Here is a 24,421-nt window from a genome sequence, read left to right as displayed (position 1 = left end):
AAAACAAGTTTTTAAATCAAAATGATATAGTGGTATGTGATGCAACTGGAAGACAAAACAATTCATCACTAAAAAAGCAAAATTTCTATTAAATCGATAATTAATTACATAGTTGTCAAAAAATCATATGTTTTTTTAACATTACTTTTGAAAATGGTTGTCAAATTTCATATTTTGCAAGTTCATACTTAAACCAAATCAGAGAATGACTAATGTAACCCGACTATTTGATTTTCCCTACTACCAATTAGCAACTTATCCATTAGCGAAATCCTTAACTTCCTTTCATAAAGGACAATGGGTTTCTACATCAACACAAGAATACATAGATCAAGCAAATGCTATTAGTAGAGGTTTATTGCGTTTAGGTGTGCAACCAAATGACAAAATTGCCGTCATTTCGTCCACAAACAGAACAGAATGGAATATAATGGACATTGGTATTTTACAAACTGGTGCGCAAAATGTTCCTATATATCCAACAATTTCGAAAGAAGATTACGAATATATTTTAAATCATTCAGAAGCAATTTATTGTTTTGCTTCAGATGCTGAAATCGTTGAAAAACTAAATGCTATCAAAGGAAATACCAAACTAAAAGGTGTCTATACTTTTGATGAAGTAGCTGGCGAACAACATTGGTCTGAAGTTAAAAAATCTGGAGAAGACACAAGTAATGAAGCTGAATTACAAGCTCGAAAAGATGCCGTAACTCCAGATGATTTAGCTACCTTAATATATACATCAGGAACTACAGGAAGACCAAAAGGTGTAATGTTGTCACATAACAACTTAGTTTCAAACGTATTAGATAGTCAAAAACGTGTTCCTTTACATATTGGAAAAGCAAGAGCATTGAGTTTCTTACCAGTTTGTCACGTATTTGAACGTATGATTTTATATCTATACCAATATTGTGGAATTGAAATTTTCTTTGCAGAATCGATCGAAAAAATCAGTGATAATTTAAAAGAAGTAAAACCACATGTAATGACGGCTGTTCCGCGTTTATATGAAAAAGTATATGACAAAATTTACGCTAAAGGAGCTGATTTAACAGGAATTAAAAAGACGTTATTTTTCTGGGCGATAGAACTTGGATTAAAATACGAACCATACAGACAAAACGGTTGGTGGTATGAAACACAATTAAAAATTGCTCGTAAGCTAATATTTAGCAAATGGCAAGAAGGTTTGGGCGGAAATCTTGAACTAATGGTTTCTGGAAGTGCGCCATTGCAAGCACGTTTGACACGAGTTTTTGCTGCGGCAGGAATTCCAATTATGGAAGGTTACGGATTGACGGAAACATCTCCTGTTGTCACTGTAAATGATGTACGTGACGGCGGATTCCAAGTAGGAACTGTTGGGAAAGTTATTGACAACGTAGAAGTGAAAATTGCAAGTGACGGAGAAATTTTAGTCAAAGGTCCAAATGTAATGCAAGGCTATTTTAAAGATCCTGAAAAAACGGCAAGTGTAATGTCTGATGGATATTTCCATACTGGAGATATTGGAGAAGTTTGCGATGAAGGATTCTTGAAAATTACGGATCGTAAAAAAGATATGTTCAAAACTTCTGGTGGAAAATATGTAATTCCAGCATTAATTGAAAACAAATTCAAAGAATCTAGATTCATAGAACAAATTATGGTAATTGGTGAAGGTGAAAAAATGCCTGCTGCGCTTATTCAACCAAACTTTGAATTCATAAAAGATTGGATCAAGAAGAAAAAGAAAAACATCGGAACTTCTGAAAAAGAAATATGTGCTTCTGAAGAAATTACTGCACGTATTCAGAAAGAAGTGGATGAAGCCAACGAAAATTTTGGAAAGTGGGAACAAATCAAACGTTTTGAATTGATACCGAAAGTTTGGTCTATTGATGGTGGCGAATTAACACCAACGATGAAAATGAAACGAAAAGTCATCAAAGAAATCTATAAAGATTGTTACGAACGAATATACGATCGTGCATAAATTCAAAACCGCTCAAACTTCATGAGCGGTTTTTTTGTATCTTCTATTTATACAATTGGGTGTTTATCCTCTTTTAATAAATTAAAAAAATTCATAACTATGTAGTCTTAAAAAAAATGATGTTCGCAACTGCTTCACACAAAAAAGATAATGCAGAGAAAACTAACAATTCTTTTATCCAAAAAAAGAATTCTAGCAAATCGGCGAATGCGAATACATTTATTCAACCAAAACTTAGCATTGGGCAACCGAATGACAAATACGAACAAGAAGCCGACACTATTGCGAGTAAAGTAGTTGGTATGTCAAATGCTACTGAGAGTTCTCAAACTACATCGACGCTTCAAAAAAAATCTATTTCCGCTACTAATACATCACAACCACAACGAAAAGCATTAGCAAATACTATTAGTCCCATTGTTCAAAAAGCTAGTAATAATTCGAATAAAAACAAAACAACTTCTAATGATATTAGTCAAAAGTTAAATAGCAGAAACGGAAAAGGCGAAAGCATGGAACCGAATACCAAAGACTTTATGGAAAATAGATTTGGTACAAGTTTCAGTGATGTTCGCATTCATAAAGATGAAAATGCGGTACAAATGAGTCAAAATTTGGGTGCGCGCGCATTTACAAATGGTTCAAATATTTATTTCAACAAAGGGCAATATTCGCCAAATTCTACAGGCGGAAAACATCTTTTAGCACATGAACTCACACATACAATTCAACAGAAAGGTACGAACGCAGTACAAAGATCAATTATTCAAAAACAAGCTGCTCCAGGAAGTGAATTGACAAGACTTAGAGAAATACTTAATTGGTATAATGTTCCCGAAACAGAAGTCATTGCAATTTTTGGAAGTTTGAATGTTGCTGATTCTAATACCGCTTTGAATGATTATGCATTAAAGCAAAAAGCAGGTTCCGCTTTGGACAATGATGAAATGTTTATTGCCATGCGCTATTCTGATGGTACTATTAAAAAAAGATTGGAATGGATGTTTTATGAAGGTACTAATTGGGTAGACGTCCAAATGTTGCTTTCTGAAAATAAGCAAAGTGTTGCTTCCATTAGAAATAGTACGACTATGCGAACTAATTTTGCATTAATTTGTGACAATAATACAATGGTTCAAGCAGTAGATGCCTTGGGCGGCGATCTTAATTTTAAGCTCAATTGGATGGCGCATGAAGGCGCAAGTACACAAACCGTATATGATAAAATACGAATTGCATCAAATGCAGAATTAACAGCAACTTTAGCGGATGCAGATACATTACTTCAATTGCAAAGTGATTTTTCAACAAGTACATACAACAGAATTGTGCAAATGCTAAATGGATTGTTAGTTTGGGAAGAAATTGACACTAACGCTACTGAGAGGCATTTTGAAGACACTGATGGTGATGGCGTATGGGAAGAAAAAGATTATAATTGGAATGTAAATTACGATATTGAATATCATCGTGATCGATTAAAAATACTTTTACGTATAGAACTCGATGGTGTAACAGTGCCAGCCGCTACGCAAACTGCTTGGCTTGCAGGTATTAGAAATCGTTGGAATGGACATTTTCATATTGTTGGGCCTAGACGACTTGCCATTGAAGTTGATCCTGAATTTACAGATGATGATAATCATGCTTCTGTAGATGTACATGCTGGTTCAGGAAGAGCAAACAAAACAAATTGGTATTTGGGGAATTCTACTCCCGACACCGTTGCGCATGAAGTTGGACATATGATTGGTTTAGAAGATGAATATCGACTCTCAACTACTGAATACACGCGACTAATTGGATCTAGTCCGACGGCTGTTGGTTCCACGGCTGTACCTCATGCCGCATCTGGAAGTTTTTCCTCTTCAGATATGATAATGCAAAGTGGAGTTGGAAATGTGCAAAGAAGACATCTTTCTTCATTTGTAACTTGGCTTAATTCAAATAGATTACCTGGAGAAGCTGTATATCGAATAATGCCTGGTCCATGAAACATATGAACCTTTTTAAAATTTTATGCCTTATTTTATTACTTCTGAATGGTATACATTGTAAAACTGAGAAAAATAATTCTATGAAATCAACACAGCCTTTCATCAAATTTGCAATTACTGGCGGAGCTTCTCCAAGTACTAGTATCCGTGTAGAACTCTATAAAAATGGAGACGTAATTACGCAGATAAAAAATGCATGGCCAGTTATAACCACAAATGATGAAGTTGGTATTTATAAATACGCGATTACGGAAGCTGAAATACAATCGCTGATAACTGAAGCACACAAACAAAAGAATCTTAATTCATATTATGGCGAGAAACTACCCGGAAGTTTAAAATACCACCTAACTATTTCTGATGATACTAACGATAAAATCATACGTTGGGATCATTTTGCGTCTCTTCCCAAAGCATTGGAAAATTTTAGCGAATCACTTCAACAATTGTTAAAAAATAGTTTACAATATAACGATCAAACAATCAAAATTTCTTTAGAAATTTCTTCAAAAAACACACAAAACAACGCAACAATTTATATACACAATACTGGAAAAATGCCTGTAACTATTATTCTTCCTGAACATACAATCTTAAAAAAAAGAACACTATTAATTGCGCACAAAGAAGAAAATGATTCCGCATACTTGAATCTTCCTGCTATATATAGTGACGGAATTCCTTTTCAGTTTGAAACTACTGAAAGTTCATTCACGATAGCAACCGACGAAAAAGTATCATTTAGTAACACGCTACTACTAGAAAAAAATAAAACATGGTATGCAATGATGGAAGTACAATTAAAAATCAATACAACAACCAATACAGTAGCACATTGTTTCTTGCTCGCAAAAGGCATTCAGAACTAAACATATTACGAAAGTCAACATCTTTTTGTACCTTGTTGCTTCAAAAGTAATTATATAAAAAATCGCAATTAAACCGTGATTTTATAGCGTACTCCTATTCTTCTTCCCAAAAATTTACCAAATTCATAAAATTATTTTCTTTTTTACTATGCGCGCATAATATATTTTTCATATATTTGAACACCAAACAACTATATGAAAGAAAAAACGATAGATCATGTAATGAGAGCCACTTGGCAAGCCATTTCCAAAATGTATAATGAGGAAGCCGGAAAATTTGGCAGCACTATGGCAACAGGTTTCACATTACTTAGTATTGATCAAGAAGGCGGAACTCCATCCACTATGTTAGGCCCCAAAATGGGCATGGAAGCCACTAGCCTATCTCGCACCTTAAAAGGTATGGAAGAAAAAGGACTTATTCACCGAAAAAGAAATCCTAAAGATGGACGAAGTGTTCTTATTTGTTTAACAGATTTCGGACGAGAAATGCGCGCCGTTTCCAAAACAACAGTTTTACGTTTCAATGATGCCATTCGTGCAAATATTGATGAAGACAAACTAAAAAATTTCTACGAAGTCTCAGAAGTTATTTTGGAACTCATTAGCAACAAGAAAATCTATACTTCTGATATGGAAGTTACATTAGAACATACTAAATAACCAAAATCATACTTAATAATCTACTTAATTTAGTACAAAGTAGATTTTGAATAACCCACTAAAAATTGAAAAAACAGATGAAACGATCAATTAACAAAATAGCAGTCATCGGTTCTGGAATCATGGGTTCTGGAATTGCCTGTCATTTTGCAAATATTGGAGTTGAGGTATTACTGTTAGATATAGTACCTCGTGAACTCACCGATAAAGAACAAGCAAAAGGATTGACGCTTGAAGATAAAGTAGTGCGTAACAGAATGGTCAACGATCATTTAATGGCGTCCTTAAAATCAAAACCTTCTCCTATTTATTCTCAGAAATTTGCAAATAGAATTTCTACAGGAAACTTAGAAGATGATTTACACAAAATAAAAGATGTCGACTGGATTATTGAAGTTGTTGTTGAACGATTAGACATCAAACAAAAAGTATTTGCACAAGTTGAAAAACACAGAAAACCAGGAACGTTAATTACATCGAACACTTCTGGTATTCCGATTAGTTTCATGAATGAAGGTCGCAGCGAAGACTTCCAGAAGCATTTCGCGGTAACGCATTTCTTCAATCCGCCGCGATATTTAAGATTATTCGAAGTTGTTCCAGGACCAAATTGTAAGCAAGAAGTTACAGACTTCTTAATGATGTATGGTGAAAAATTCCTTGGAAAAACTTCGGTTTTAGCAAAAGATACGCCGGCTTTTATTGGAAATAGAATTGGAATCTTCGGAATTCAGAGTTTATTTCATCAAGTAAAAGAATTAGGATTAACGGTTGAAGAAGTTGATAAATTAACTGGTCCTGTTATTGGTCGTCCAAAATCAGCAACGTTCAGAACAGTTGATGTTGTAGGATTAGATACATTGGTGCACGTTGCCAACGGAATCTACGAAAACTGTCCTAACGACGAAGCGCACGATTTATTCAAACTTCCAAGTTTCATCAATACAATGATGGAAAACAAATGGTTAGGAAGCAAAACTGGACAAGGTTTCTATAAGAAGAATGTAGATGCAGAAGGAAAAAAAGAAATTCTAACCTTAGACTTAAACACATTAGAATACAGAAGTAGTCAAAAAGCAAAATTTGCTACGTTAGAATTAACAAAAACGATTGACAAACCAATTGATAGATTTAAAGTATTAATTGGCGGAAAAGATAAAGCAGGCGAATTCTACCGTAAAAACTTCGCCGCAATGTTTGCGTATGTTCAAAATAGAATTCCTGAAATCTCAGACGAATTATACCGAATTGATGATGCAATGAAAGCTGGTTTCGGTTGGGAAAATGGTCCTTTCGAAATTTGGGATGCAATCGGAATTGAAAAAGGTGTTGAATTAATGAAAGCCGAAGGCAAAGAAGTTGCTTCTTGGGTAACTGAAATGATTGCTGCTGGAGAAACAAAATTCTACACCGTAAAAGATGGTGCAACTTATTATTACGACATTCCAGCGAAAGCGCAAACAAAAAAACCAGGTCAAGATGCATTCATTATTTTAGACAACATTCGTAAATCGAAAGAAGTTTGGAAAAACAGTGAAGCTGTTATTGAAGATTTAGGCGACGGAATCCTAAACTTAGAATTTCAGTCAAAAATGAATACAATTGGTGGCGGCGTTTTACAAGGAATCAACAAAGCAATTGATTTAGCTGAAACAGATTTTCAAGGATTAGTTATTGGAAATCAAGCCGCAAACTTCTCAGTTGGAGCAAATATCGGAATGATTTTTATGATGGCTGTGGAGCAAGAATATGACGAGTTAAACTTGGCAATCAAAATGTTCCAAAACACAATGATGCGTGCGCGGTATTCTTCTATTCCTGTAGTTGTTGCGCCTCACGGAATGACACTTGGTGGCGGATGCGAGCTTTCTATGCATGCGGATAAAGTAGTCGCTGCGGCGGAAACGTACATTGGATTGGTTGAATTTGGCGTTGGAGTAATTCCTGGCGGCGGTGGATCAAAAGAAATGGCATTAAGAGCTTCGGATACATTTAGAAAAGGTGATGTAGAATTGAACGTATTACAAGAATACTTCTTAACCATCGGAATGGCTAAAGTTGCAACTTCTGCATACGAAGCATTTGATATGGGAATTTTACAACAAGGAAAAGATGTTGTTGTGGTAAACAAAGATCGTCAAATCGCAACAGCGAAAGCACATGCGAAATTAATGGCAGAATCTGGATATACGCAACCTGCTCCTAGAAAAGATGTAAAAGTTCTTGGAAAACAAGCATTAGGAATGTTCTTAGTAGGAACTGACGCAATGGAAGCTAGTAAATATATCAGTGAACACGATCAGAAAATTGCCAACAAACTTGCCTATGTAATGGCTGGTGGAGATTTATCTGAACCAACATTGGTCACAGAGGAATATTTATTAGACCTAGAACGCGAAGCTTTCTTAAGTTTATGTACAGAACGAAAAACGTTGGAACGTATTCAGCATATGTTGAAAACGGGGAAACCTTTACGTAATTAATAATGTTAAATTTTAAATTAATTTAAAATTCAACATTTAAAATTCAAAATTCAAAAAAATGAAAACAGCATACATAGTAAAAGCATACAGAACTGCCGTAGGAAAAGCTCCAAAAGGTGTGTTCAGATTTAAAAGAACAGATGAATTGGCAGCAGAAACCATTCAATACATGATGAATGAATTGCCAAATTTTGACAAAAAACGTATTGATGACGTGATTGTTGGAAACGCAATGCCAGAAGGTGCGCAAGGACTCAACATGGCACGTTTAATCTCACTTATGGGATTAGACATTGTAGATGTTCCAGGAGTTACGGTAAATCGTTTTTGTTCCTCAGGAATTGAAACCATTGGAATTGCAGCTGCAAAAATTCAAGCAGGAATGGCAGATTGCATTATTGCAGGTGGTGCGGAAAGTATGAGTTCTGTTCCAATGACAGGATTCAAAGCCGAATTGAATTACGACATCGTAAATGCAGGTCATGAAGATTATTATTGGGGAATGGGAAATACGGCGGAAGCTGTTGCCAACCAATTTAAAGTTTCTCGTGAAGATCAAGATGAGTTTGCATACAATTCACACATGAAAGCATTAAAAGCTCAGGCGGAAGATCGTTTTCAAGATCAAATCGTTCCAATTACTGTTGATCAAACTTATGTTGATGAAAATGGTAAAAAAGCAACGAAAAGCTACACCGTAACTAAAGATGAAGGACCACGTAAAGGAACTAGCGTAGCTGTGTTAAACAAATTACGTCCTGTATTCGCTGCAGGCGGAAGTGTAACTGCTGGAAACTCGTCTCAAATGAGTGATGGCGCTGCGTTTGTATTAGTCATGAGTGAAGAAATGGTCAAAGAATTAAACTTGGAGCCAATTGCACGTTTGGTAAACTATGCTGCGGCAGGTGTTGAACCACGCATCATGGGAATTGGACCTGTAAAAGCAATTCCGAAAGTATTAAAGCAAGCAGGATTACAACAAAACGATATTGAGTTAATTGAATTGAACGAAGCGTTTGCTTCACAATCATTAGCCGTAATGCGCGAATTAAATTTAAACCAAGACATCGTAAACGTAAATGGTGGCGCCATTGCTTTAGGACATCCATTAGGTTGTACAGGAGCAAAACTATCTGTGCAATTATTTGACGAAATGCGCAAGCGTAACATGCAAGGAAAATACGGAATGGTAACCATGTGCGTAGGAACTGGACAAGGTGCAGCTGGAGTTTTTGAATTTCTTTCGTAAACTAAATGTTGAATGTTAAATGTTAAATGTTGAATTGTCTATGAAGAAAGAAAATGTAATAGTTGACAAAAGCTTTGAATTTGCATTAAAAATTATTCAACTATATAAAATCTTAAAAGGAGAAAATGAATTTATCATTTCGAAACAAATATTAAGAAGTGGTACAAGTATTGGAGCAAATGTGCAAGAAGCAACTGCAGGGTTTTCTAAAAAAGATTTTACACATAAGATGTCAATAGCATCAAAGGAAGCAAGAGAAACCAGATACTGGTTACAATTATTAAATAAGTCAAATTTAACAAATACAAATGTTGACATTCATTTAAAAGAAGTTGAGCACTTGATTAGCATTTTGACAAAAATTGTGAAAACAGCACAGCAGAATTTAAAATAATTTAAAATATATAATTCAACATTTAAAATATAAAATAAGAGATGAGCACAGAACTAAAAACAGAACTTTTACGCGGAGGACAATTCCTAGTAAAAGAAACAAAATGCGAAGACGTATTTACTCCCGAAGATTTCACGGAGGAACAAATAATGATGAAAGAATCGGTAAAGGAATTTATTGATCGTGAAGTTTGGCCGCACAAAGAACGTTTTGAAAAGAAAGATTACGCATTAACGGAAGAAATCATGCGCAAAGCTGCTGAACTTGGATTCTTAGGAGTTTCAGTTCCAGAAGCATATGACGGAATGGGAATGGGATTTGTTTCTACAATGCTAGTGTGCGATTACATTTCTGGTGCAACAGGTTCAATTGCAACTGCTTTTGGAGCGCATACAGGAATTGGAACAATGCCAATTACATTATACGGAACAGAAGAACAAAAGAAAAAATACGTTCCTAAATTAGCGACAGGAGAATGGTTTGGTTCTTATTGTTTGACAGAACCAGGCGCAGGATCGGACGCAAATTCAGGAAAAACAAAAGCAGTTTTATCAGAAGATGGAAAACACTATTTGATTTCTGGACAGAAAATGTGGATTTCAAACGCAGGTTTTTGTAGTTTGATGATTGTTTTTGCGCGTATTGAAGATGACAAAAACATTACAGGATTTATTGTTGAATTTGACAGAGAAAATCCAAACGGAATTACGCTTGGTGAAGAAGAAAACAAACTAGGAATTCACTCTTCATCTACGCGTCAAGTATTCTATAATGAGACGAAAGTTCCTGTAGAAAATATGCTTTCTGAAAGAGGAAACGGTTTCAAAATTGCAATGAATGCGTTGAATATTGGTCGAATCAAATTGGCTGCGGCTTGTTTAGATGCACAACGTCGTGTAATTACAGAAGCAACAAAATATGCAAATGAGCGTATTCAGTTTAAAACTCCGATTGCTAAATTTGGTGCTATCAAAGCGAAATTAGCAGAAATGGCAACTGCATGTTACGTTGGAGAATCTGGATCGTACAGAGCTGCAAAAAATATTGAAGATCGAATTGCGATTCGTGAAGCAGAAGGAAATACACACCAAGATGCAGAATTAAAAAGTGTGGAAGAATACGCAATTGAGTGTTCTATCTTAAAAGTAAAAGTTTCTGAAGACATCCAAAACTGTACAGATGAAGGAATTCAAATTTTTGGCGGAATGGGCTTTTCAGCAGATACGCCAATGGAATCTGCATGGAGAGACGCACGTATTTCACGTATTTATGAAGGAACGAACGAAATAAACAGAATGTTAGCTGTTGGAATGTTGGTTAAAAAAGGAATGAAAGGTCACGTTGACTTATTAGGTCCTGCGATGAAAGTTGCGGACGAACTAATGGGAATTCCATCTTTTGACATTCCAGATTACTCTGAATTATTCGCTGAAGAAAAAGAAATTTTAGGAAAACTGAAAAAAGTATTCTTAATGGTTGCTGGCTCGGCGGTTCAGAAATTTGGACCAAAATTAGAAGAGCACCAACAATTATTAATGGCTGCAGCAGATATTTTAATTGAAATCTACATGGTTGAATCTTCCATGTTACGTACAGAGAAAAATGCAAAACGTTTTGGAGAAGATTCTCAGGAAATCCAAATTGCAATGACACGTTTAAACTTATTCAACGCGGTAGAAAAAATCTCAACCAAAGCAAAAGAAGGAATCGTTTCGTTTGCAGAAGGTGATGAACAACGCATGATGTTAATGGGACTTAAGCGTTTCACGAAATATGCAAATATGCCAAATGTTGTTGCATTACGTAACCAAATTGCAGAAAAAATGACCGCAGAAAACGAATATTGTTTCTAAAAGTTATAAAAATTAATTCTAAGATTGATTTTTAGAATTTAGTTGTTTGTTAAAAAGCCATCTTGAAAAAGGTGGCTTTTTTTGTTGCATTTCGACTCCGCTCAATGCGCGTCATGCTAAACTTTTATGCTGAGCGAAGTCGAAGTATGATTCAGTATCTCATAATCATTACACTGCTTAATTTTCTTATTCCTACGCAATGAAATGTCATTACGAAGGAAGTATGACTGAAGTAATCTGCTTATCGTTTTACTTATTTTTCACTATGTATTCACGAATCATTTTGTTGGATTGTAAGAAACTAAAACTATATTGCATAGAAGTAATCTTTATCTTATATTTATATAAAATAACAGGAGTTTTGAATAAAAATTCTCAGCATCCTTTCGTTTATAAAAAATAACCGAAATATATTACTTGTAAAGTATTCCCCCATCCTTAAACTATGGGTGAATTTTTAATTTTGAAGAACAAAATAGTCCTTGTGGCTGATTTAGAAACCTAAATCCAAATAAAAATTATACTCAATAAACAAAAAATAAAGAATGGTAAATAATTTTATTGATAATAAAGGTAGATGGCTTCAAATAGCTAATGATGATTTTGAATATTCATTACTTTTCATTAAATCTTGGCTTCCATTTAATGCTTGGTATTGTAGTAGTTATCCTGATTTAAATAATAATGACAGAAAAATACTAACTGTATTAAAAAATAATAACAACTTATTTAGAACTCGTATAATCTCACTATTAGAAGGAGAAGACGATGAATCTGTATATTTTCGAAACAATCTAGTACAGCTTCATAATCAATTAGAATTATGCAAAGTACCTTCTGTTGAAAAAAGTGTAAGTTTTAAAAGTTTAAATTTTAGAGAAAACCCTAACACGATATTTACCAAAACACACAGAAACCATCAATTTAAAGTTGAATTTATAACTCCAATACCTCCACAGAATTACAGAATAAAAATTGATGTAATAAACAACAACAACATTAGTATTCTTGCCTATCAATACACCAAATACAATTTGATACATTTCGTAGCAGATAATGATTATCAAAATTTATCAGAAACAAATCAAAAAATTATATTAGACGGTTTTAAAACATTAAGTCCTCGATTAAAAGAATCATTAATTGTTCAAAAAAGAAATAAATCATTTAAAAAAATTAAAGAAATTTTACTTACCGAAAATACAGACCATTTATCACAAGCTATAATTGAAATCTTATATAATTTGAGATGCATTTTATTTCACGGTGAAATAAATCCTAATAAAGATAATTTGAAAATATATAAACCAGCATTTTACATGCTTAGGTTATTAATAAAATCCTTAAATTAAACTTATGAGCTTAAGCAATAACATTCAAGCAAATTCGAGAAAACTTTTTGAATTACTTAGAAACAAGTATATCGTAGATTATTTTCAACGAGAATACAAATGGGGATTTAAACATATTGAGCAATTATTAATTGATTTAGAATCTTCCTTTAATACAAATTATAACACAACAGATCAAATAAGTGATGTAGTTGGTAAATACAATTCGTATTACCTAGGACCAATAGTTATTTGTGAAAAAGGTAATATACGTTCAATTGTTGACGGTCAACAAAGATTGACATCTATTACTTTATTGCTGATATATTTAAATAATTTACAAAAAGAATCTGATGACCCAGAAGAGATTGAGGGTTTAATTTATTCTAAAAAAGGTGGAAGAAAAAGTTACAATATTGAAGTTCCAGATAGAACTAAAGTTTTAGACACTTTATTTAAAGGAGGCATATATGATACTACGAATGAAACTGATGAATCAATAATAAATATGGTGGAAAGATATTCAGATATTATGAATATTTTTTCAGATGATTTAAAAAAAGAAAAATTACCTCTCTTTATTGAATGGGTTAAAGAAAAAATTGTTTTTGTTGAAATTTTGGCATTTACAGATGAAAATGCATATACTATTTTTGAAACAATGAACGATAGAGGATTAAATCTTAGTCCTACAGAAATGTTAAAAGGTTATTTACTTACTCATGTAAAAGAACTGGATAAGGTTGATGAATTAAATTTACTTTGGAAAAGTAAAATTTCCAATTTACATAAATATTCTACTCAAGAAGATTTAGAGTTCATTAGAGCTTGGCTAAGAAGTCAATATGCTGATTCAATTCGTAGCGGCTCCAAAGGTGCTGAAAATGAAGATTTTGAAAAAATAGGAACTCGATTCCATACTTGGGTTAAGGATAATCATAGAAAATTAAAACTAACAAACCCTAAATCTTATTATCATTTTATAAAAGGTGATTTTGAGTTTTATTCTTCTATATATGAAAAAATTAAAAAATTTGAAACAAATTATACAAAAGGAGTAGAAAGATTATACTTATCTTCATATTGGAACATAGCATCATCTTTAAGTTATCCATTATTGATGGCGCCAATAAATAAATTAGATAATGAAAACGCTATTTTACAAAAACTAAATACTGTGTCGTCTTTCATTGATATATTAGTGGTAACACGAGCAATAAACTATAAAGGTAATTCACAGTCATTTTTAAGATATATAATATATAGCTTAGTAAAAGAGATTAGAAATAAAAACCTTAATGAACTAAGAGAAATATTAAAAGAGAAACTCTATAATACTAAAGAAAATTTAAATAATTTAGAGAAATTTGTTTACACAAATGGTAGTAGAAAATTTATCCATTACCTAAAAGCTAGATGTATTCTACATGTAGAGAGAGCAGTTTATAATAATACAGATGTCAATATGAATATATTGATGGCTACAAGGAAGAAAAATAGATTTGTATTAGCTCCTATTATTTCTAATTATCAAGAATATGTTAACGAATTTAAAAATGAAGATATATTCTATATAACAGAAAAAAAATTAGGTAATTATTTATTAATACCAAACCCTATCGCAATTGGGTTTTGTTCGGATAATAAATCAACTAAAATTAATAAACTTTCTAAAGAATACTTATTAACAAATTCTTTGACGAACATTTATCATAACAAAACCGAACAAGATGATTATCTAAAAAATTTAGGGTTTGAAGCTTTTACAAGTTTCAAAGAAACTATAGACTTGCGAACTTTAGCCTTAAATAAATTAATTCGTGATATTTGGGATATTGAAAAAATATAACTCATGATAGATAGCGCCAATTTCCAAACTCATGCCCAAAAACAAACTAAAAACAATTCATGAATTCGTAACCAAAAAATATTTTAGAAACACTGCCAAAAAAAACTATCAATCATCATCTACTTTCAAATCAAGCATAAAAACTTTCGAAAATTTAACTTTGTCTCTTAACAGATTATAATACATCTCATTTGCAAAATCGATATAAGTTATTTCATTTTCTTGATTGAAATACACAGAAATTTGTGAAATAGCGTCACTTAAACTTTTATAATCATTTTTTGGAGCTTTGCCAGCGATATATGCAAACTTTTTCTTGAATAATTTTTTGTATTTGTATTCAGTTGAACCAAAATAACTATCAATTCCTTGATAAGAAAATATACTATCATTAGGCGTACTTCCAAACAAATTTTTATCCCAAATATATATTTGTAATATATATTTTGAATTTCTAAAATAACCTGAATCGGTATAAACGCTTATGTAAAGTTTTAAATCACTTTTAGCTTCTTTTAACCGAGTTCCATTTACTGTTTTTTCTACATATGTTTTAGCAACAATATCTAGTGGCAAATCATTATCGCTTTTAACTTGGTTAGATTTACAATTGCACATCAAAATAATTCCAAGAAAAACAAACATGTAATTAATCCATTTCATATTCTACTCTATTTTAATATCAATAAAATATTCTCAGTTAGCATAAGTTTACAACTCATATCAACAAATTTACTAAAAATAATTCGTGAATTCGTAACCAAAAAAATTCCCATATACTAACATACTTTCCACAAATCAATAAATTACGGCTTTCCCGTAGGCAGAACAGTTGTGCTTATTGTAACTTTATGATATTATAAACCAAATCCTTATATCATGCTTCAAAACATAAAAAATTTAGTCGAAGTTAAAACACTTACTAAAAAAGAACAGCAAACTATTCACGGTGGTATTCACCGATGTGCCATGGACGGATGTCCTCCAGGGTTGGTCTGCACGAAATCTGGTTGTAAGGAACTTTAATAGTAACATCTAGCGAAATTCGGTTCGCTTTTTTCATCAAAAAAATTAATATCAAAGTACTATTTAGTTATTTCTTAAGTAAACGAAAGCCTGCCGCACATCAGCGAGAGCGTTTCGGGACTTCCCGAAAGCTTATTGCACATCAGCGAGAACGTTTCGGGACTTCCCGAAAGCTTGTTGCACAACTGCGAGAACGTTTCGGGACTTCCCGAAAGCTTGCTGCACGTCAGCGAGAACGCTTCGGGACTTCCCGAAAGCTTGTTGCACATCAGCGAGAACGTTTCGGGACTGTTTTTATTGCGAATTATTCAATAAAACAGCGAAAAACACTATCTTTTTTACGAATTATCTAAAACAAGCTTTAGTATATGTTTTCAAGTAGGTCAGCGTAATTCTATTTCAACAGGCTCAATACAAGTTTAATTTGTGCAATTAAACAAACTAAAAATAGATTCCTGCCTACGCAGGAATGACAATACAATCAAACTATAAAATTCATGCATTCACGGCAAAAGTTACGTATATTCCGCTTCCACCAATAGTTAGCAAAATACTTTCTGTATTGAGGTAACTAAAAACAATAACCAATGATCACAAAAATTACCGTTCTCGCAATTTACGTTGCCATTCTATTTTTAATCGGAATCTTGGCTTCGCGAAGAGTCAAAAGTATGAGTGATTACTATTTAGGAGGCAAAAAAATGGGCTTTTGGGCAGTTGCTTTTTCTGCAAGAGCAACTGGCGAATCTGGATGGCTTTTAATAGGTCTCACAGGAATGGGCGCAATTGCAGGTTATTCTGGATATTGGGTAGTTGCGGGTGAATTGCTCGGCGTTTTTATTTCCTGGCAATTTATGGCAAAACGATTCAAAAAACGATCAGACGAATACAAAGCAATCACAATACCTGATTATCTTCAAAGTCATTTCAAATCGTCCACAAATACACTTCGAATTCTCTCAGCTTCCGTATTAGTCGTGTTCGTGGTCATTTATGTCGCATCGCAAATGGATGTTACAGGAATTGCGTTTGAATCCATGCTTGGTATTGATTATCGAATTGGCGTTTTAGTTGGTTTCAGCATCGTATTAATCTATATTTTTATTGGAGGATTTGTCGCCGCAGTTTGGTCTGATATGTTTCAAGGAATCTTAATGTTTTTCGGGTTGGTTTTACTGCCAATTGTTGTTTGGTTTTCCATGGATCACGGAGCTGGAATTACAGAAGGATTGAATGCCATTGATCCGACATTAACCCAAATAATGGGAAGAAGTAACGACGGTTGGATGAACTTATTTACGATTCTTGGTTTCTCCATGATTGGATTGGGCTTCTTAGGATCTCCACAAGTATATGTTCGTTTTATGTCTATTAAAAGTGAACATGAAATTGACAAAGGAAAATGGGTTGCACTAATTTTCACGCTCTTAACAGATGCAGCAGCAGTAACGATTGGTATTTTGGGTCGAATTTATTTCACCCAAGCAGGACAAGATCCCGAATCAATATTAGGAACTGGCGGAGAAGACGTTTTAAGCATGGTCACCAACGAATTTTTACCAACAATCTTAGTCGCAATCTTTATTGCAATTGTACTTTCAGCGATTATGTCAACGATAGATTCGCTATTAATTTTAGCTTCTAGCGCAATTACTCGTGATTTTTATCAGAAAATATTCAGACCAGATTTAAAGGATGAAGACTTAACAAAATTTTCAAGATTAGTTACTATTGGAATGGCAATGGTAGCACTTGGAATCGCTGTTTTATTATATTTTTTATATCCTGATCGGAAGATTTTTTGGATTATGATTTTTGGATGGTCTGGAATTGCAGCAACGTTCTGTCCTGTAATTATTCTATCATTATTCTGGAAAGGTTATACTGAAAAAGGAGCAATTGCTTCTATGATTACTGGTTTCTTCTCCGTAATCCTATTCAAATTTGTGGTGTCTGAAATAGAAGGAATTGGCGCATATTTTGTAGAATTAGATGTGTTAGCACCTTCTTTTGCATTGGCAATGATTGTTGGCTATATTGTTTCAAAAGTATTTCCTAACAAGAGATTAGAAAAAGATCAAATAGAAATAATTGAATAAAGAGATTTTTTTATATTTAATCTAGTCAAAATGAAGCTCTCTTTTTCTAAATATATAATCAGATGATATTAATTTTTAACAATCGTGGAATCTTAATCCCTGTATTTTTAATAGTTCCATTTTTTGGAATCACAATTTTATACAGTTTTCTAAAAGAGAATGTTGGTGGATTTTTCGCTACAGACGCTGCTTTTCAAATTGCTTTAGGAATTGGACTTATTATATCTTTTCTATGGACATATCTTACAAGTTATGATTTTATAAAAGTCAATGGTGAAAAAGAAAAAATTGAAATGAATAACTACTTTTTTTATATGTCTAATAGACTTTGGAGTTATATAATGTTAGGTGCTGGAATTTTGACTATAATTGGAGGAATAATGGAATTCTTTTATGGATAATGAATGGCAATCAATAAAACTAAAAATAAATTTCTGTCTTCATTGGAATGTCAAAAGTCATTCAATTTCTTAATCTTTCAATCCTTCAATTATTTAATTAAATCAAACAAAACTATACGCCCAATATATCAATACCAATTGCAAAGGCAATCGAATCATGGTAGGAATGACCAATTTTCCTTTTTTTCTCGACTTTTGAAAATGTCTAATATTAGCAGGAAATACAGCAATCAACAACGCAATAATTCCGATAGCAGCTGCGGAACGAGTTGCTTCAAACAATAACGAAATTCCTAAAACAATTTCTATAATTCCGACAATAATATTTACCCTTTCGGGAGAAGGAACCCATTTTGGCGTGATGCTGAGAAATACTTTCGGCTTCCAAAAATGGCTGATTCCCGCAAAACAGTATAAAAATGACATCGCACAAAGCGAAATAAGTTGTAATGTTGACATTTGATAAAGGTACTAATCACACCTTTAGATTAGTCTTTTTTTATTAAATTTATCAAAAAAATAATGAAGAAAAACTTCCTACTACTTTTAAGCTTAGTTCTATTAACTTCTTTTATCCAAAATGAAACAACAGACGAGCAATATTTAAATAACATTCTACAAGAAATTGTAGCATCAGATGAAACCATTTTAGAAAAGAACCATAAATTAGTTGATGGATTCAATTCTGCACTTCAAATTCCTGCTAGATTTTATTTGGATGAAGAATATCTCGATAAGTTAAGTCCATATTTTAAAAAGGAGGACATTGAATTTTACAGAAGTCAAATTACTAAAAACTCAAAAGTAAAGTTATTAAAAAAAGGTGTATTCAAAGAATATGAATTCATTAGAAGAAAGAAAATCGTCAACTTTATTGCCAAAGTAGAAAGTGATTATGTCAAAGAAAAAGAATTTGATTATGATAAATTATTCAATAAAAAAATAGGCGCAATTCAAGAGTTTGGACTTCCATTAGTTTCAAAAGATGGCAAATTCGTCGTGATTCGTTTCTTTAAAATGTCATCATCCAAAGCCAATAAAGGATTTATTAGAATTTACGAAAGAGTTAATGAAAATTGGGTTTTACGAGAAGTTGTTCAAGAATGGAACAATGAAAAAAAGTAATAATTAATTCAAATTATGATGTGTTACCAAGCATTTTTTGATTAAAATGTGCATGTCTATTTTTTCAGCTTTCTAACTACAAAAAATTTGTTTTCAACAATAAAAACAGTAGTTTAGATTGATTAACATGAACCACCAAAACTATTTAACATGAAGAAACTAGGACTCCTTTTACTTATTGCGGCATTTACTTTTGCCTGCGGAACTAAAAAAGCGACTTCAACAAGTAAAGTATCGAAAGAAGTTACCATAAAAAAAGCGAATAAGAAAAACTACAAACAAACTTTACGTGATCGATATACATTTGTCATCAACGAAATTTCCACAGACGAAACCTATGGATATTCACCCGAAAATGCTGTCGAGGTTGGTGGCGTTAAAAATAGTGAAGGTCCACTAAATGAGCAACGTTATTTAAACGCTTTAGAAGGTCCAAATGGCGAAGAAGTAACCTATTACAGAGCTGGAAGTTGTTGTCCTGTTCCAAGTGAAAATGGTTTTATGGGGAAAAGCGCAATGCTTGACAATTACAGAGTTACTTGGGAAGGTTCCAAAGACACGGTTTCTATTTACATAAATATGTATGATTCTACTAAACTAAAAGCACCAAAAGGGTTTACATTGAAAAAATAATATGACCAAACATCGCCATTTTATCATACACAAACCATTTGGCTACTTATCACAATTTGTCAACAATCAAAACAAGCGAAAAAACAAAAAGCTTTTGGGAGAATTACACGATTTTCCTGAAGGTGTTATGTCAATTGGTCGCTTAGACGAAACTTCCGAAGGTTTATTATTTTTGACGACTGACGGAATGGTTAGCGAGCAAGTTCGGAGTAAAAAAGTGGAAAAAGAATACTATGTACAAGTTGATGGAGAAATTACACAAGCAGCAATTGAACAATTAAAAACTGGTGTCGAAATCGGCATTCACGGCACAAAATACCAAACATTGCCGTGTGAAGCTTCTATGTTAAATCCTGCGCCAATATTTAAAGATCGCACCAAAAAATTACGCGATGAACGTCACGGACCAACCAGTTGGATTTCTGTCACAATTTCGGAAGGAAAATTTCGCCAAGTACGAAAAATGACTGCAAAAGTTGGATTTCCTACCTTGCGGTTGATGCGAATTCGAATTGGAAACATTCTATTAAATGATTTACCTTCTGGCGAAATTATAGAAGTTGATGGTTTTAGTTTAGGAGTTTAGCATTTCGACTTCGCTCAATGTAGCAGGTTTTGGGTTTTGTAAAATATACGTCCTTTCGAGTGAAATTCGTAGTAAAACGAAGAATTTTGTATCGAGAAATAGCTGTTTTCAAAAGGTTCTCGATACTTCGTCTTCGACTCAACTCGAACTGACATGTAGAACATTTAAAATATAAAATATAAAACTCCAAATGTAAAATTTTAAAGTTTTGGTAGTGCAAACAAAACGTCCTTTCGAGTGAAATTCGTAGTAAAACGAAGAATTTTGTATCGAGAAACCTCTATTATTAAAAGGTTCTCGATACTTCGTCTTCGACTCAACTCGAACTGACATGTAGAACATTTAAAATTCAGCATTCAACATTTAAAATATAAAATGTAAAACTCCAAATGTAAAATTTTAAAGTTTTGGTAGTGCAAACAAAACGTCCTTTCGAGTGAAATTCGTAGTAAAACGAAGAATTTTGTATCGAGAAATAGCTGTTTTCAAAAGGTTCTCGATACTTCGTCTTCGACTCAACTCGAACTGACATGTAGAACATTTAAAATTCAGCATTCAACATTTAAAATTCAAAAAAACCACACACGTACAAAGCATCTTTTTAAAATTGCGTAACTTTCCAATCATCAAACAAACCAACCACATGAAAAGAATACTGCAATTTCTAGTAGTTACGTTTCCGCTTGTCTTATTATGTCAACCAAATACAGAAGTGTATTTATTCGATTTAAAAATAGACGGAAATCAAGTTGAAATTACCAACGGAAAAAATATTTCTAATAATGAAGGTTACGACAACCAACCTTCTTTTAAAGATGAAAACACAATTCTATTTGCGTCCACGCGAAATAAACAAACGGATATTCTTCAATATACTATGGATTCCAACACAAAAAAATGGCTGAGCGATACGAAACAAGGAAGTGAATATTCGCCAATGCGCATTCCGAATACAAAAGATATTTCTGCAATCCGACTCGACACGACAGGAAAACAATTATTATATCGCTACCGAAAAGGAAAAAGCAAACCTATTCATAAGGATTTAGTGATTGGTTATCACGTGTGGAATTCTCAAAACATGTTAGTGTCTTGTGTTTTAGGCGAATCGCTTGAATTAGTGATTTCTAATCTTAAAAAGAAAACAAATACAATTGTTGACACTACTATTGGACGTTCTTTGCACAATATTCCAAATACGAATTTGGTGAGTTATATCAGTAAGAAAAATGCAGTTTGGGAAATTCGTTCCTTAAATCCTATAACTGGTGAAACCGAAAAAATCGCAAACACAGTTCCAAATGTGGAAGATATGTGTTGGCTGAAAGATGGTTCTATTTTTATGGGAAAAGGCAAAGCTTTGTATCAATTCGATCCTAAAAAAGATACCGAATGGAAAATCATTAAACTGTTCGACAAAGAAAATTTTGACAATATCACACGAATTACTGCGAATAAATCAAACACGAAATTGGTTGTTGTTGGTGAACTTGAAACAACACTCGAACCGAAACTTGAAAACATTCGTTGGATTGCAGGAAACTGGAAAGGCGAAGCTTTTGGCGGCATCACAGAAGAAAACTGGAGCGAGCCTTCTGGCGATTCTATGATGGCAACTTTCAAATTGATTGTTGATGGAAAAGTTCAGTTTTACGAAATAGAAACCATTTCGGAAGTAAATAATAGTTTGATTTTACGTCTAAAACATTTCGGAAACGATTTGAAAGGTTGGGAAACGAAAGACGAAACCGTTGATTTCCCACTAATCAGAGTCACAAAAAATAAAGCTATTTTTGAAGGAATGACGTTTGAATCCATAGACGAAAACAATATGATTGTTTATGTTGCAATTGGACAAAAAGATGGTTCAACTGCAATTGTTCCATTCAATTATACCAAACAATAACACGTATAATGAAACACTCTAAAAATAGAATAGAATCATTGAGCGACGGCGTATTTGCCTTTGCTGCTACGCTTATGGTGGTTAATATTGGCGCCAATACCGATTTATCGTCACTTAAAGAACAACTGCCGATGTTTGTAAGTTTTGGAATCAGTTTTTTTGTGATGATGGCACTCTGGAAGTTACATTACAACCTTTTCAGACGCACGAGTTACGTTGATAATTGGATCATTACGTATAATATTATCTTTTTATTTACGATTTTATTCTACGTATTTCCCTTAAAATCATTGGCTTCCGCCGCAATATTAAAAACGCGTATGTCATTGGATGAACTTTCTGGACTATTTCAACTCTATAGCATAGGATTTACGCTTATATTTTTATGTTTAACATTAATGTATAGACGCGCACACAAAAAAGACATTAAAAACAAACATCCGCTGAATTTATTTTTTTACAAAAGACACTTTTTTATCTTTGTTTTAGTAGGATTATTTTCAGTAATACTCGCTTATTTCAATATCGGAATCCGATTCGGGTTACCAGGACTTATCTACTCTATTCTCGGACTTCTCTGTTTTTTACACAGCAAAAAATTTCAAACAAAATATCCATCAAACACTATTACCTTATGAAAAAAATCATCACTTCTCTCCTATTCTTTTCTGTTGCTTTCGCGATGTCACAAACCGATTCTCGTTTATACGACATCATAGAAGCTGTTTCGGCTGACCGAATTGAAAACGACATCAAAACGCTAGCAAACTTCGGAACTCGAAACACGTTTAGCGATACCATTTCGGAAACACGCGGAATTGGCGCGGCAAGACGCTGGATAAAAGCCGAATTTGACAAAACTTCTAAAAATTGTGGTAACTGTTTGAATGTTTTTTATCAGAAAGATTTTGTAACGAAAGAAGGAAATCGTCGTGTGCCAAAAGATGCTTGGGTTGTAAATGTAATTGCGATTCAGAAAGGAACAAAATATCCAAATCGATATATCATTATGAGCGGCGATATTGATTCGCGCGCAAGCGACACGATGGATTTTACCACAGATGCTCCAGGTGCAAACGACAACGCTTCTGGAATGGCTGGAACTATTGAAGCGGCACGCGTTTTATCAAACTATAAATTTGAAAATAGTATTATTTATGTGGGACTTTCTGGCGAAGAACAAGGATTATTTGGCGGACAAGGTTTGGCAACGTATGCAAAAGAAAAAGGTTGGGATATTATTGGCATTTTAAACAATGATATGATCGGAAATATTGAAGGTGTTGACGGCGTAATTGATAATCGTTCGTTCCGAATTTTCTCAGAACCAGTTCCTGCTGATGAAACCGAACGTCAACGCAGATCGCGTCGTTTTTATGGCGGTGAAGTTGATGGAATTTCAAGACAATTAGCGCGTTACGTTCATAAAAAAGTAAAAACATATATGCCAGAAATGAATCCGATGCTAATTTACAGATTGGATCGTTTTGGTCGTGGCGGACATCACAGACCTTTTAATGACTTAGGTTTTGCGGGAATCCGAATTATGGAAGCGCATGAAAATTACAATCGTCAGCATCAAGATATTCGAGAAGAAAATGGTATTAAATATGGTGATGTGATTGAAGGTGTTAATTTCGCATACGCGAAGAAACTCACTGCTGTAAATGCTATTAATTTGGCAAGTTTGGCTTGGTCACCTTCGCCACCAAAAGAGGTAGAAATTGGCGGAATTGTAGAACCGAGTGTGAAATTTCGTTGGAAAAAATCGGATGATTCAAATGTAGTTGGTTATAAAATTTATTGGCGAGACACAACAGCGCCACAATGGCAACATTCGCGCTTTGTTGGCGATGTCACTGAGTTTACATTGAACGGAATTGTGATTGATAATTATTACTTCGGAATTGCCACCGTTGGAAAAAATGGTCATGAAAGTTTGATCGTTTTCCCTGCGAAAACATTTAGATAATACA

General features: G+C 33.5%; 20 protein-coding genes. 18 read left to right on the top strand and 2 right to left on the bottom strand.

The window, feature by feature from the left end:
- The first annotated feature begins 205 nt into the window (after window positions 1-205).
- The 10 genes from IMCC3317_RS00225 (at window position 206) to IMCC3317_RS00180 (ending at window position 14,669) form a co-directional block, all read left to right on the top strand.
- On the top strand, window positions 206-1,981 hold the full coding sequence (locus tag IMCC3317_RS00225) for an AMP-dependent synthetase/ligase (RefSeq protein ID WP_160127498.1): 1,776 nt from the start codon (window positions 206-208) through the stop codon (window positions 1,979-1,981).
- A gap of 116 nt (window positions 1,982-2,097) precedes the next feature.
- On the top strand, window positions 2,098-3,975 hold the full coding sequence (locus IMCC3317_RS00220) for an eCIS core domain-containing protein (protein ID WP_160127497.1): 1,878 nt from the start codon (window positions 2,098-2,100) through the stop codon (window positions 3,973-3,975).
- A gap of 83 nt (window positions 3,976-4,058) precedes the next feature.
- A complete protein-coding gene (locus tag IMCC3317_RS00215; RefSeq protein ID WP_160127496.1) occupies window positions 4,059-4,847 on the top strand; it encodes a hypothetical protein in 789 nt (262 codons plus the stop codon).
- Between the two features lie 195 nt (window positions 4,848-5,042).
- A complete protein-coding gene (locus IMCC3317_RS00210) occupies window positions 5,043-5,510 on the top strand; it encodes a MarR family winged helix-turn-helix transcriptional regulator (RefSeq protein ID WP_160127495.1) in 468 nt (155 codons plus the stop codon).
- 77 nt (window positions 5,511-5,587) lie between these two features.
- Entirely contained in the window at window positions 5,588-7,993 is a 2,406-nt protein-coding gene (locus IMCC3317_RS00205) for a 3-hydroxyacyl-CoA dehydrogenase/enoyl-CoA hydratase family protein (RefSeq protein ID WP_160127494.1), read from the top strand.
- 58 nt (window positions 7,994-8,051) lie between these two features.
- The gene (locus tag IMCC3317_RS00200) at window positions 8,052-9,242 is read left to right on the top strand and encodes an acetyl-CoA C-acyltransferase (RefSeq protein WP_160127493.1); all 1,191 of its coding nucleotides are present in this window, start codon (window positions 8,052-8,054) and stop codon (window positions 9,240-9,242) included.
- Between the two features lie 40 nt (window positions 9,243-9,282).
- Window positions 9,283-9,636, top strand: a complete 354-nt coding sequence (locus IMCC3317_RS00195) for a four helix bundle protein (RefSeq protein ID WP_160127492.1) — start codon at window positions 9,283-9,285, stop codon at window positions 9,634-9,636.
- Window positions 9,637-9,677: 41 nt separating this feature from the next.
- Entirely contained in the window at window positions 9,678-11,489 is a 1,812-nt protein-coding gene (locus tag IMCC3317_RS00190; protein WP_160127491.1) for an acyl-CoA dehydrogenase family protein, read from the top strand.
- A gap of 545 nt (window positions 11,490-12,034) precedes the next feature.
- The gene (locus tag IMCC3317_RS00185; protein ID WP_160127490.1) at window positions 12,035-12,841 is read left to right on the top strand and encodes a hypothetical protein; all 807 of its coding nucleotides are present in this window, start codon (window positions 12,035-12,037) and stop codon (window positions 12,839-12,841) included.
- A 4-nt stretch (window positions 12,842-12,845) separates the two neighbouring features.
- Window positions 12,846-14,669 (top strand): DUF262 domain-containing protein, encoded by a 1,824-nt coding sequence (locus IMCC3317_RS00180; RefSeq protein ID WP_160127489.1) that lies wholly within the window; start codon window positions 12,846-12,848, stop codon window positions 14,667-14,669.
- Between the two features lie 108 nt (window positions 14,670-14,777).
- Here the strand turns inward: IMCC3317_RS00180 and IMCC3317_RS00175 are convergent, their stop codons facing one another.
- Window positions 14,778-15,332 carry a hypothetical protein gene (locus tag IMCC3317_RS00175; RefSeq protein ID WP_160127488.1) on the bottom strand — a complete coding sequence of 185 codons (555 nt, stop codon included), beginning with the start codon at window positions 15,330-15,332 and terminating at the stop codon, window positions 14,778-14,780.
- Window positions 15,333-16,282: 950 nt separating this feature from the next.
- Between IMCC3317_RS00175 and IMCC3317_RS00170 the strand changes: the two genes are divergently transcribed.
- Both IMCC3317_RS00170 and IMCC3317_RS00165 read left to right on the top strand, forming a co-directional pair.
- A complete protein-coding gene (locus tag IMCC3317_RS00170; RefSeq protein ID WP_160127487.1) occupies window positions 16,283-17,794 on the top strand; it encodes a sodium/proline symporter in 1,512 nt (503 codons plus the stop codon).
- Between the two features lie 62 nt (window positions 17,795-17,856).
- Window positions 17,857-18,195, top strand: coding sequence for a hypothetical protein (locus IMCC3317_RS00165; RefSeq protein ID WP_160127486.1), 339 nt, complete (start codon window positions 17,857-17,859; stop codon window positions 18,193-18,195).
- A gap of 102 nt (window positions 18,196-18,297) precedes the next feature.
- Here IMCC3317_RS00165 and IMCC3317_RS00160 read toward each other — a convergent pair whose 3' ends face one another.
- Window positions 18,298-18,654: a DoxX family protein gene (locus IMCC3317_RS00160; RefSeq protein WP_160127485.1), complete on the bottom strand. Its 357-nt coding sequence runs from the start codon at window positions 18,652-18,654 to the stop codon at window positions 18,298-18,300.
- Between the two features lie 63 nt (window positions 18,655-18,717).
- Between IMCC3317_RS00160 and IMCC3317_RS00155 the strand changes: the two genes are divergently transcribed.
- The 6 genes from IMCC3317_RS00155 (at window position 18,718) to IMCC3317_RS00130 (ending at window position 24,417) form a co-directional block, all read left to right on the top strand.
- Window positions 18,718-19,320, top strand: a complete 603-nt coding sequence (locus IMCC3317_RS00155; RefSeq protein WP_160127484.1) for a hypothetical protein — start codon at window positions 18,718-18,720, stop codon at window positions 19,318-19,320.
- Between the two features lie 150 nt (window positions 19,321-19,470).
- Complete coding sequence (locus tag IMCC3317_RS00150; protein WP_160127483.1) at window positions 19,471-19,953, top strand: 2-dehydro-3-deoxyphosphooctonate aldolase; 483 nt, start codon at window positions 19,471-19,473, stop codon at window positions 19,951-19,953.
- 1 nt (window position 19,954) lies between these two features.
- Window positions 19,955-20,539, top strand: coding sequence for a pseudouridine synthase (locus IMCC3317_RS00145; protein WP_160127482.1), 585 nt, complete (start codon window positions 19,955-19,957; stop codon window positions 20,537-20,539).
- A 643-nt stretch (window positions 20,540-21,182) separates the two neighbouring features.
- Window positions 21,183-22,445, top strand: coding sequence for a DUF6265 family protein (locus tag IMCC3317_RS00140; RefSeq protein ID WP_160127481.1), 1,263 nt, complete (start codon window positions 21,183-21,185; stop codon window positions 22,443-22,445).
- Window positions 22,446-22,453: 8 nt separating this feature from the next.
- Window positions 22,454-23,083 (top strand): TMEM175 family protein, encoded by a 630-nt coding sequence (locus IMCC3317_RS00135; RefSeq protein WP_228054893.1) that lies wholly within the window; start codon window positions 22,454-22,456, stop codon window positions 23,081-23,083.
- Entirely contained in the window at window positions 23,080-24,417 is a 1,338-nt protein-coding gene (locus IMCC3317_RS00130; RefSeq protein WP_160127480.1) for a M28 family peptidase, read from the top strand. The genes IMCC3317_RS00135 and IMCC3317_RS00130 overlap by 4 nt, the downstream gene beginning before the upstream one ends.
- Window positions 24,418-24,421 lie beyond the last annotated feature (4 nt).

It is taken from the genome of Kordia antarctica (genome assembly GCF_009901525.1).
GTDB classification, from domain to species: domain Bacteria; phylum Bacteroidota; class Bacteroidia; order Flavobacteriales; family Flavobacteriaceae; genus Kordia; species Kordia antarctica.
This window is presented reverse-complemented; position numbering and strand designations above follow the sequence as displayed.

Bases quoted from the DNA above. Each gene is read 5' to 3' on its own strand.
- IMCC3317_RS00175 (WP_160127488.1), bottom strand. From the start codon at position 15,332: ATGAAATGGATTAATTACATGTTTGTTTTTCTTGGAATTATTTTGATG.
- IMCC3317_RS00210 (WP_160127495.1), top strand. From the start codon at position 5,043: ATGAAAGAAAAAACGATAGATCATGTAATGAGAGCCACTTGGCAAGCC.
- IMCC3317_RS00150 (WP_160127483.1), top strand. From the start codon at position 19,471: ATGAAGAAACTAGGACTCCTTTTACTTATTGCGGCATTTACTTTTGCC.
- IMCC3317_RS00215 (WP_160127496.1), top strand. From the start codon at position 4,059: ATGAAATCAACACAGCCTTTCATCAAATTTGCAATTACTGGCGGAGCT.
- IMCC3317_RS00145 (WP_160127482.1), top strand. From the start codon at position 19,955: ATGACCAAACATCGCCATTTTATCATACACAAACCATTTGGCTACTTA.
- IMCC3317_RS00220 (WP_160127497.1), top strand. From the start codon at position 2,098: ATGATGTTCGCAACTGCTTCACACAAAAAAGATAATGCAGAGAAAACT.
- IMCC3317_RS00180 (WP_160127489.1), top strand. From the start codon at position 12,846: ATGAGCTTAAGCAATAACATTCAAGCAAATTCGAGAAAACTTTTTGAA.
- IMCC3317_RS00135 (WP_228054893.1), top strand. From the start codon at position 22,454: ATGAAACACTCTAAAAATAGAATAGAATCATTGAGCGACGGCGTATTT.
- IMCC3317_RS00185 (WP_160127490.1), top strand. From the start codon at position 12,035: ATGGTAAATAATTTTATTGATAATAAAGGTAGATGGCTTCAAATAGCT.
- IMCC3317_RS00155 (WP_160127484.1), top strand. From the start codon at position 18,718: ATGAAGAAAAACTTCCTACTACTTTTAAGCTTAGTTCTATTAACTTCT.
- IMCC3317_RS00165 (WP_160127486.1), top strand. From the start codon at position 17,857: ATGATATTAATTTTTAACAATCGTGGAATCTTAATCCCTGTATTTTTA.
- IMCC3317_RS00130 (WP_160127480.1), top strand. From the start codon at position 23,080: ATGAAAAAAATCATCACTTCTCTCCTATTCTTTTCTGTTGCTTTCGCG.
- IMCC3317_RS00195 (WP_160127492.1), top strand. From the start codon at position 9,283: ATGAAGAAAGAAAATGTAATAGTTGACAAAAGCTTTGAATTTGCATTA.
- IMCC3317_RS00200 (WP_160127493.1), top strand. From the start codon at position 8,052: ATGAAAACAGCATACATAGTAAAAGCATACAGAACTGCCGTAGGAAAA.
- IMCC3317_RS00190 (WP_160127491.1), top strand. From the start codon at position 9,678: ATGAGCACAGAACTAAAAACAGAACTTTTACGCGGAGGACAATTCCTA.
- IMCC3317_RS00160 (WP_160127485.1), bottom strand. From the start codon at position 18,654: ATGTCAACATTACAACTTATTTCGCTTTGTGCGATGTCATTTTTATAC.
- IMCC3317_RS00205 (WP_160127494.1), top strand. From the start codon at position 5,588: ATGAAACGATCAATTAACAAAATAGCAGTCATCGGTTCTGGAATCATG.
- IMCC3317_RS00140 (WP_160127481.1), top strand. From the start codon at position 21,183: ATGAAAAGAATACTGCAATTTCTAGTAGTTACGTTTCCGCTTGTCTTA.
- IMCC3317_RS00170 (WP_160127487.1), top strand. From the start codon at position 16,283: ATGATCACAAAAATTACCGTTCTCGCAATTTACGTTGCCATTCTATTT.
- IMCC3317_RS00225 (WP_160127498.1), top strand. From the start codon at position 206: ATGACTAATGTAACCCGACTATTTGATTTTCCCTACTACCAATTAGCA.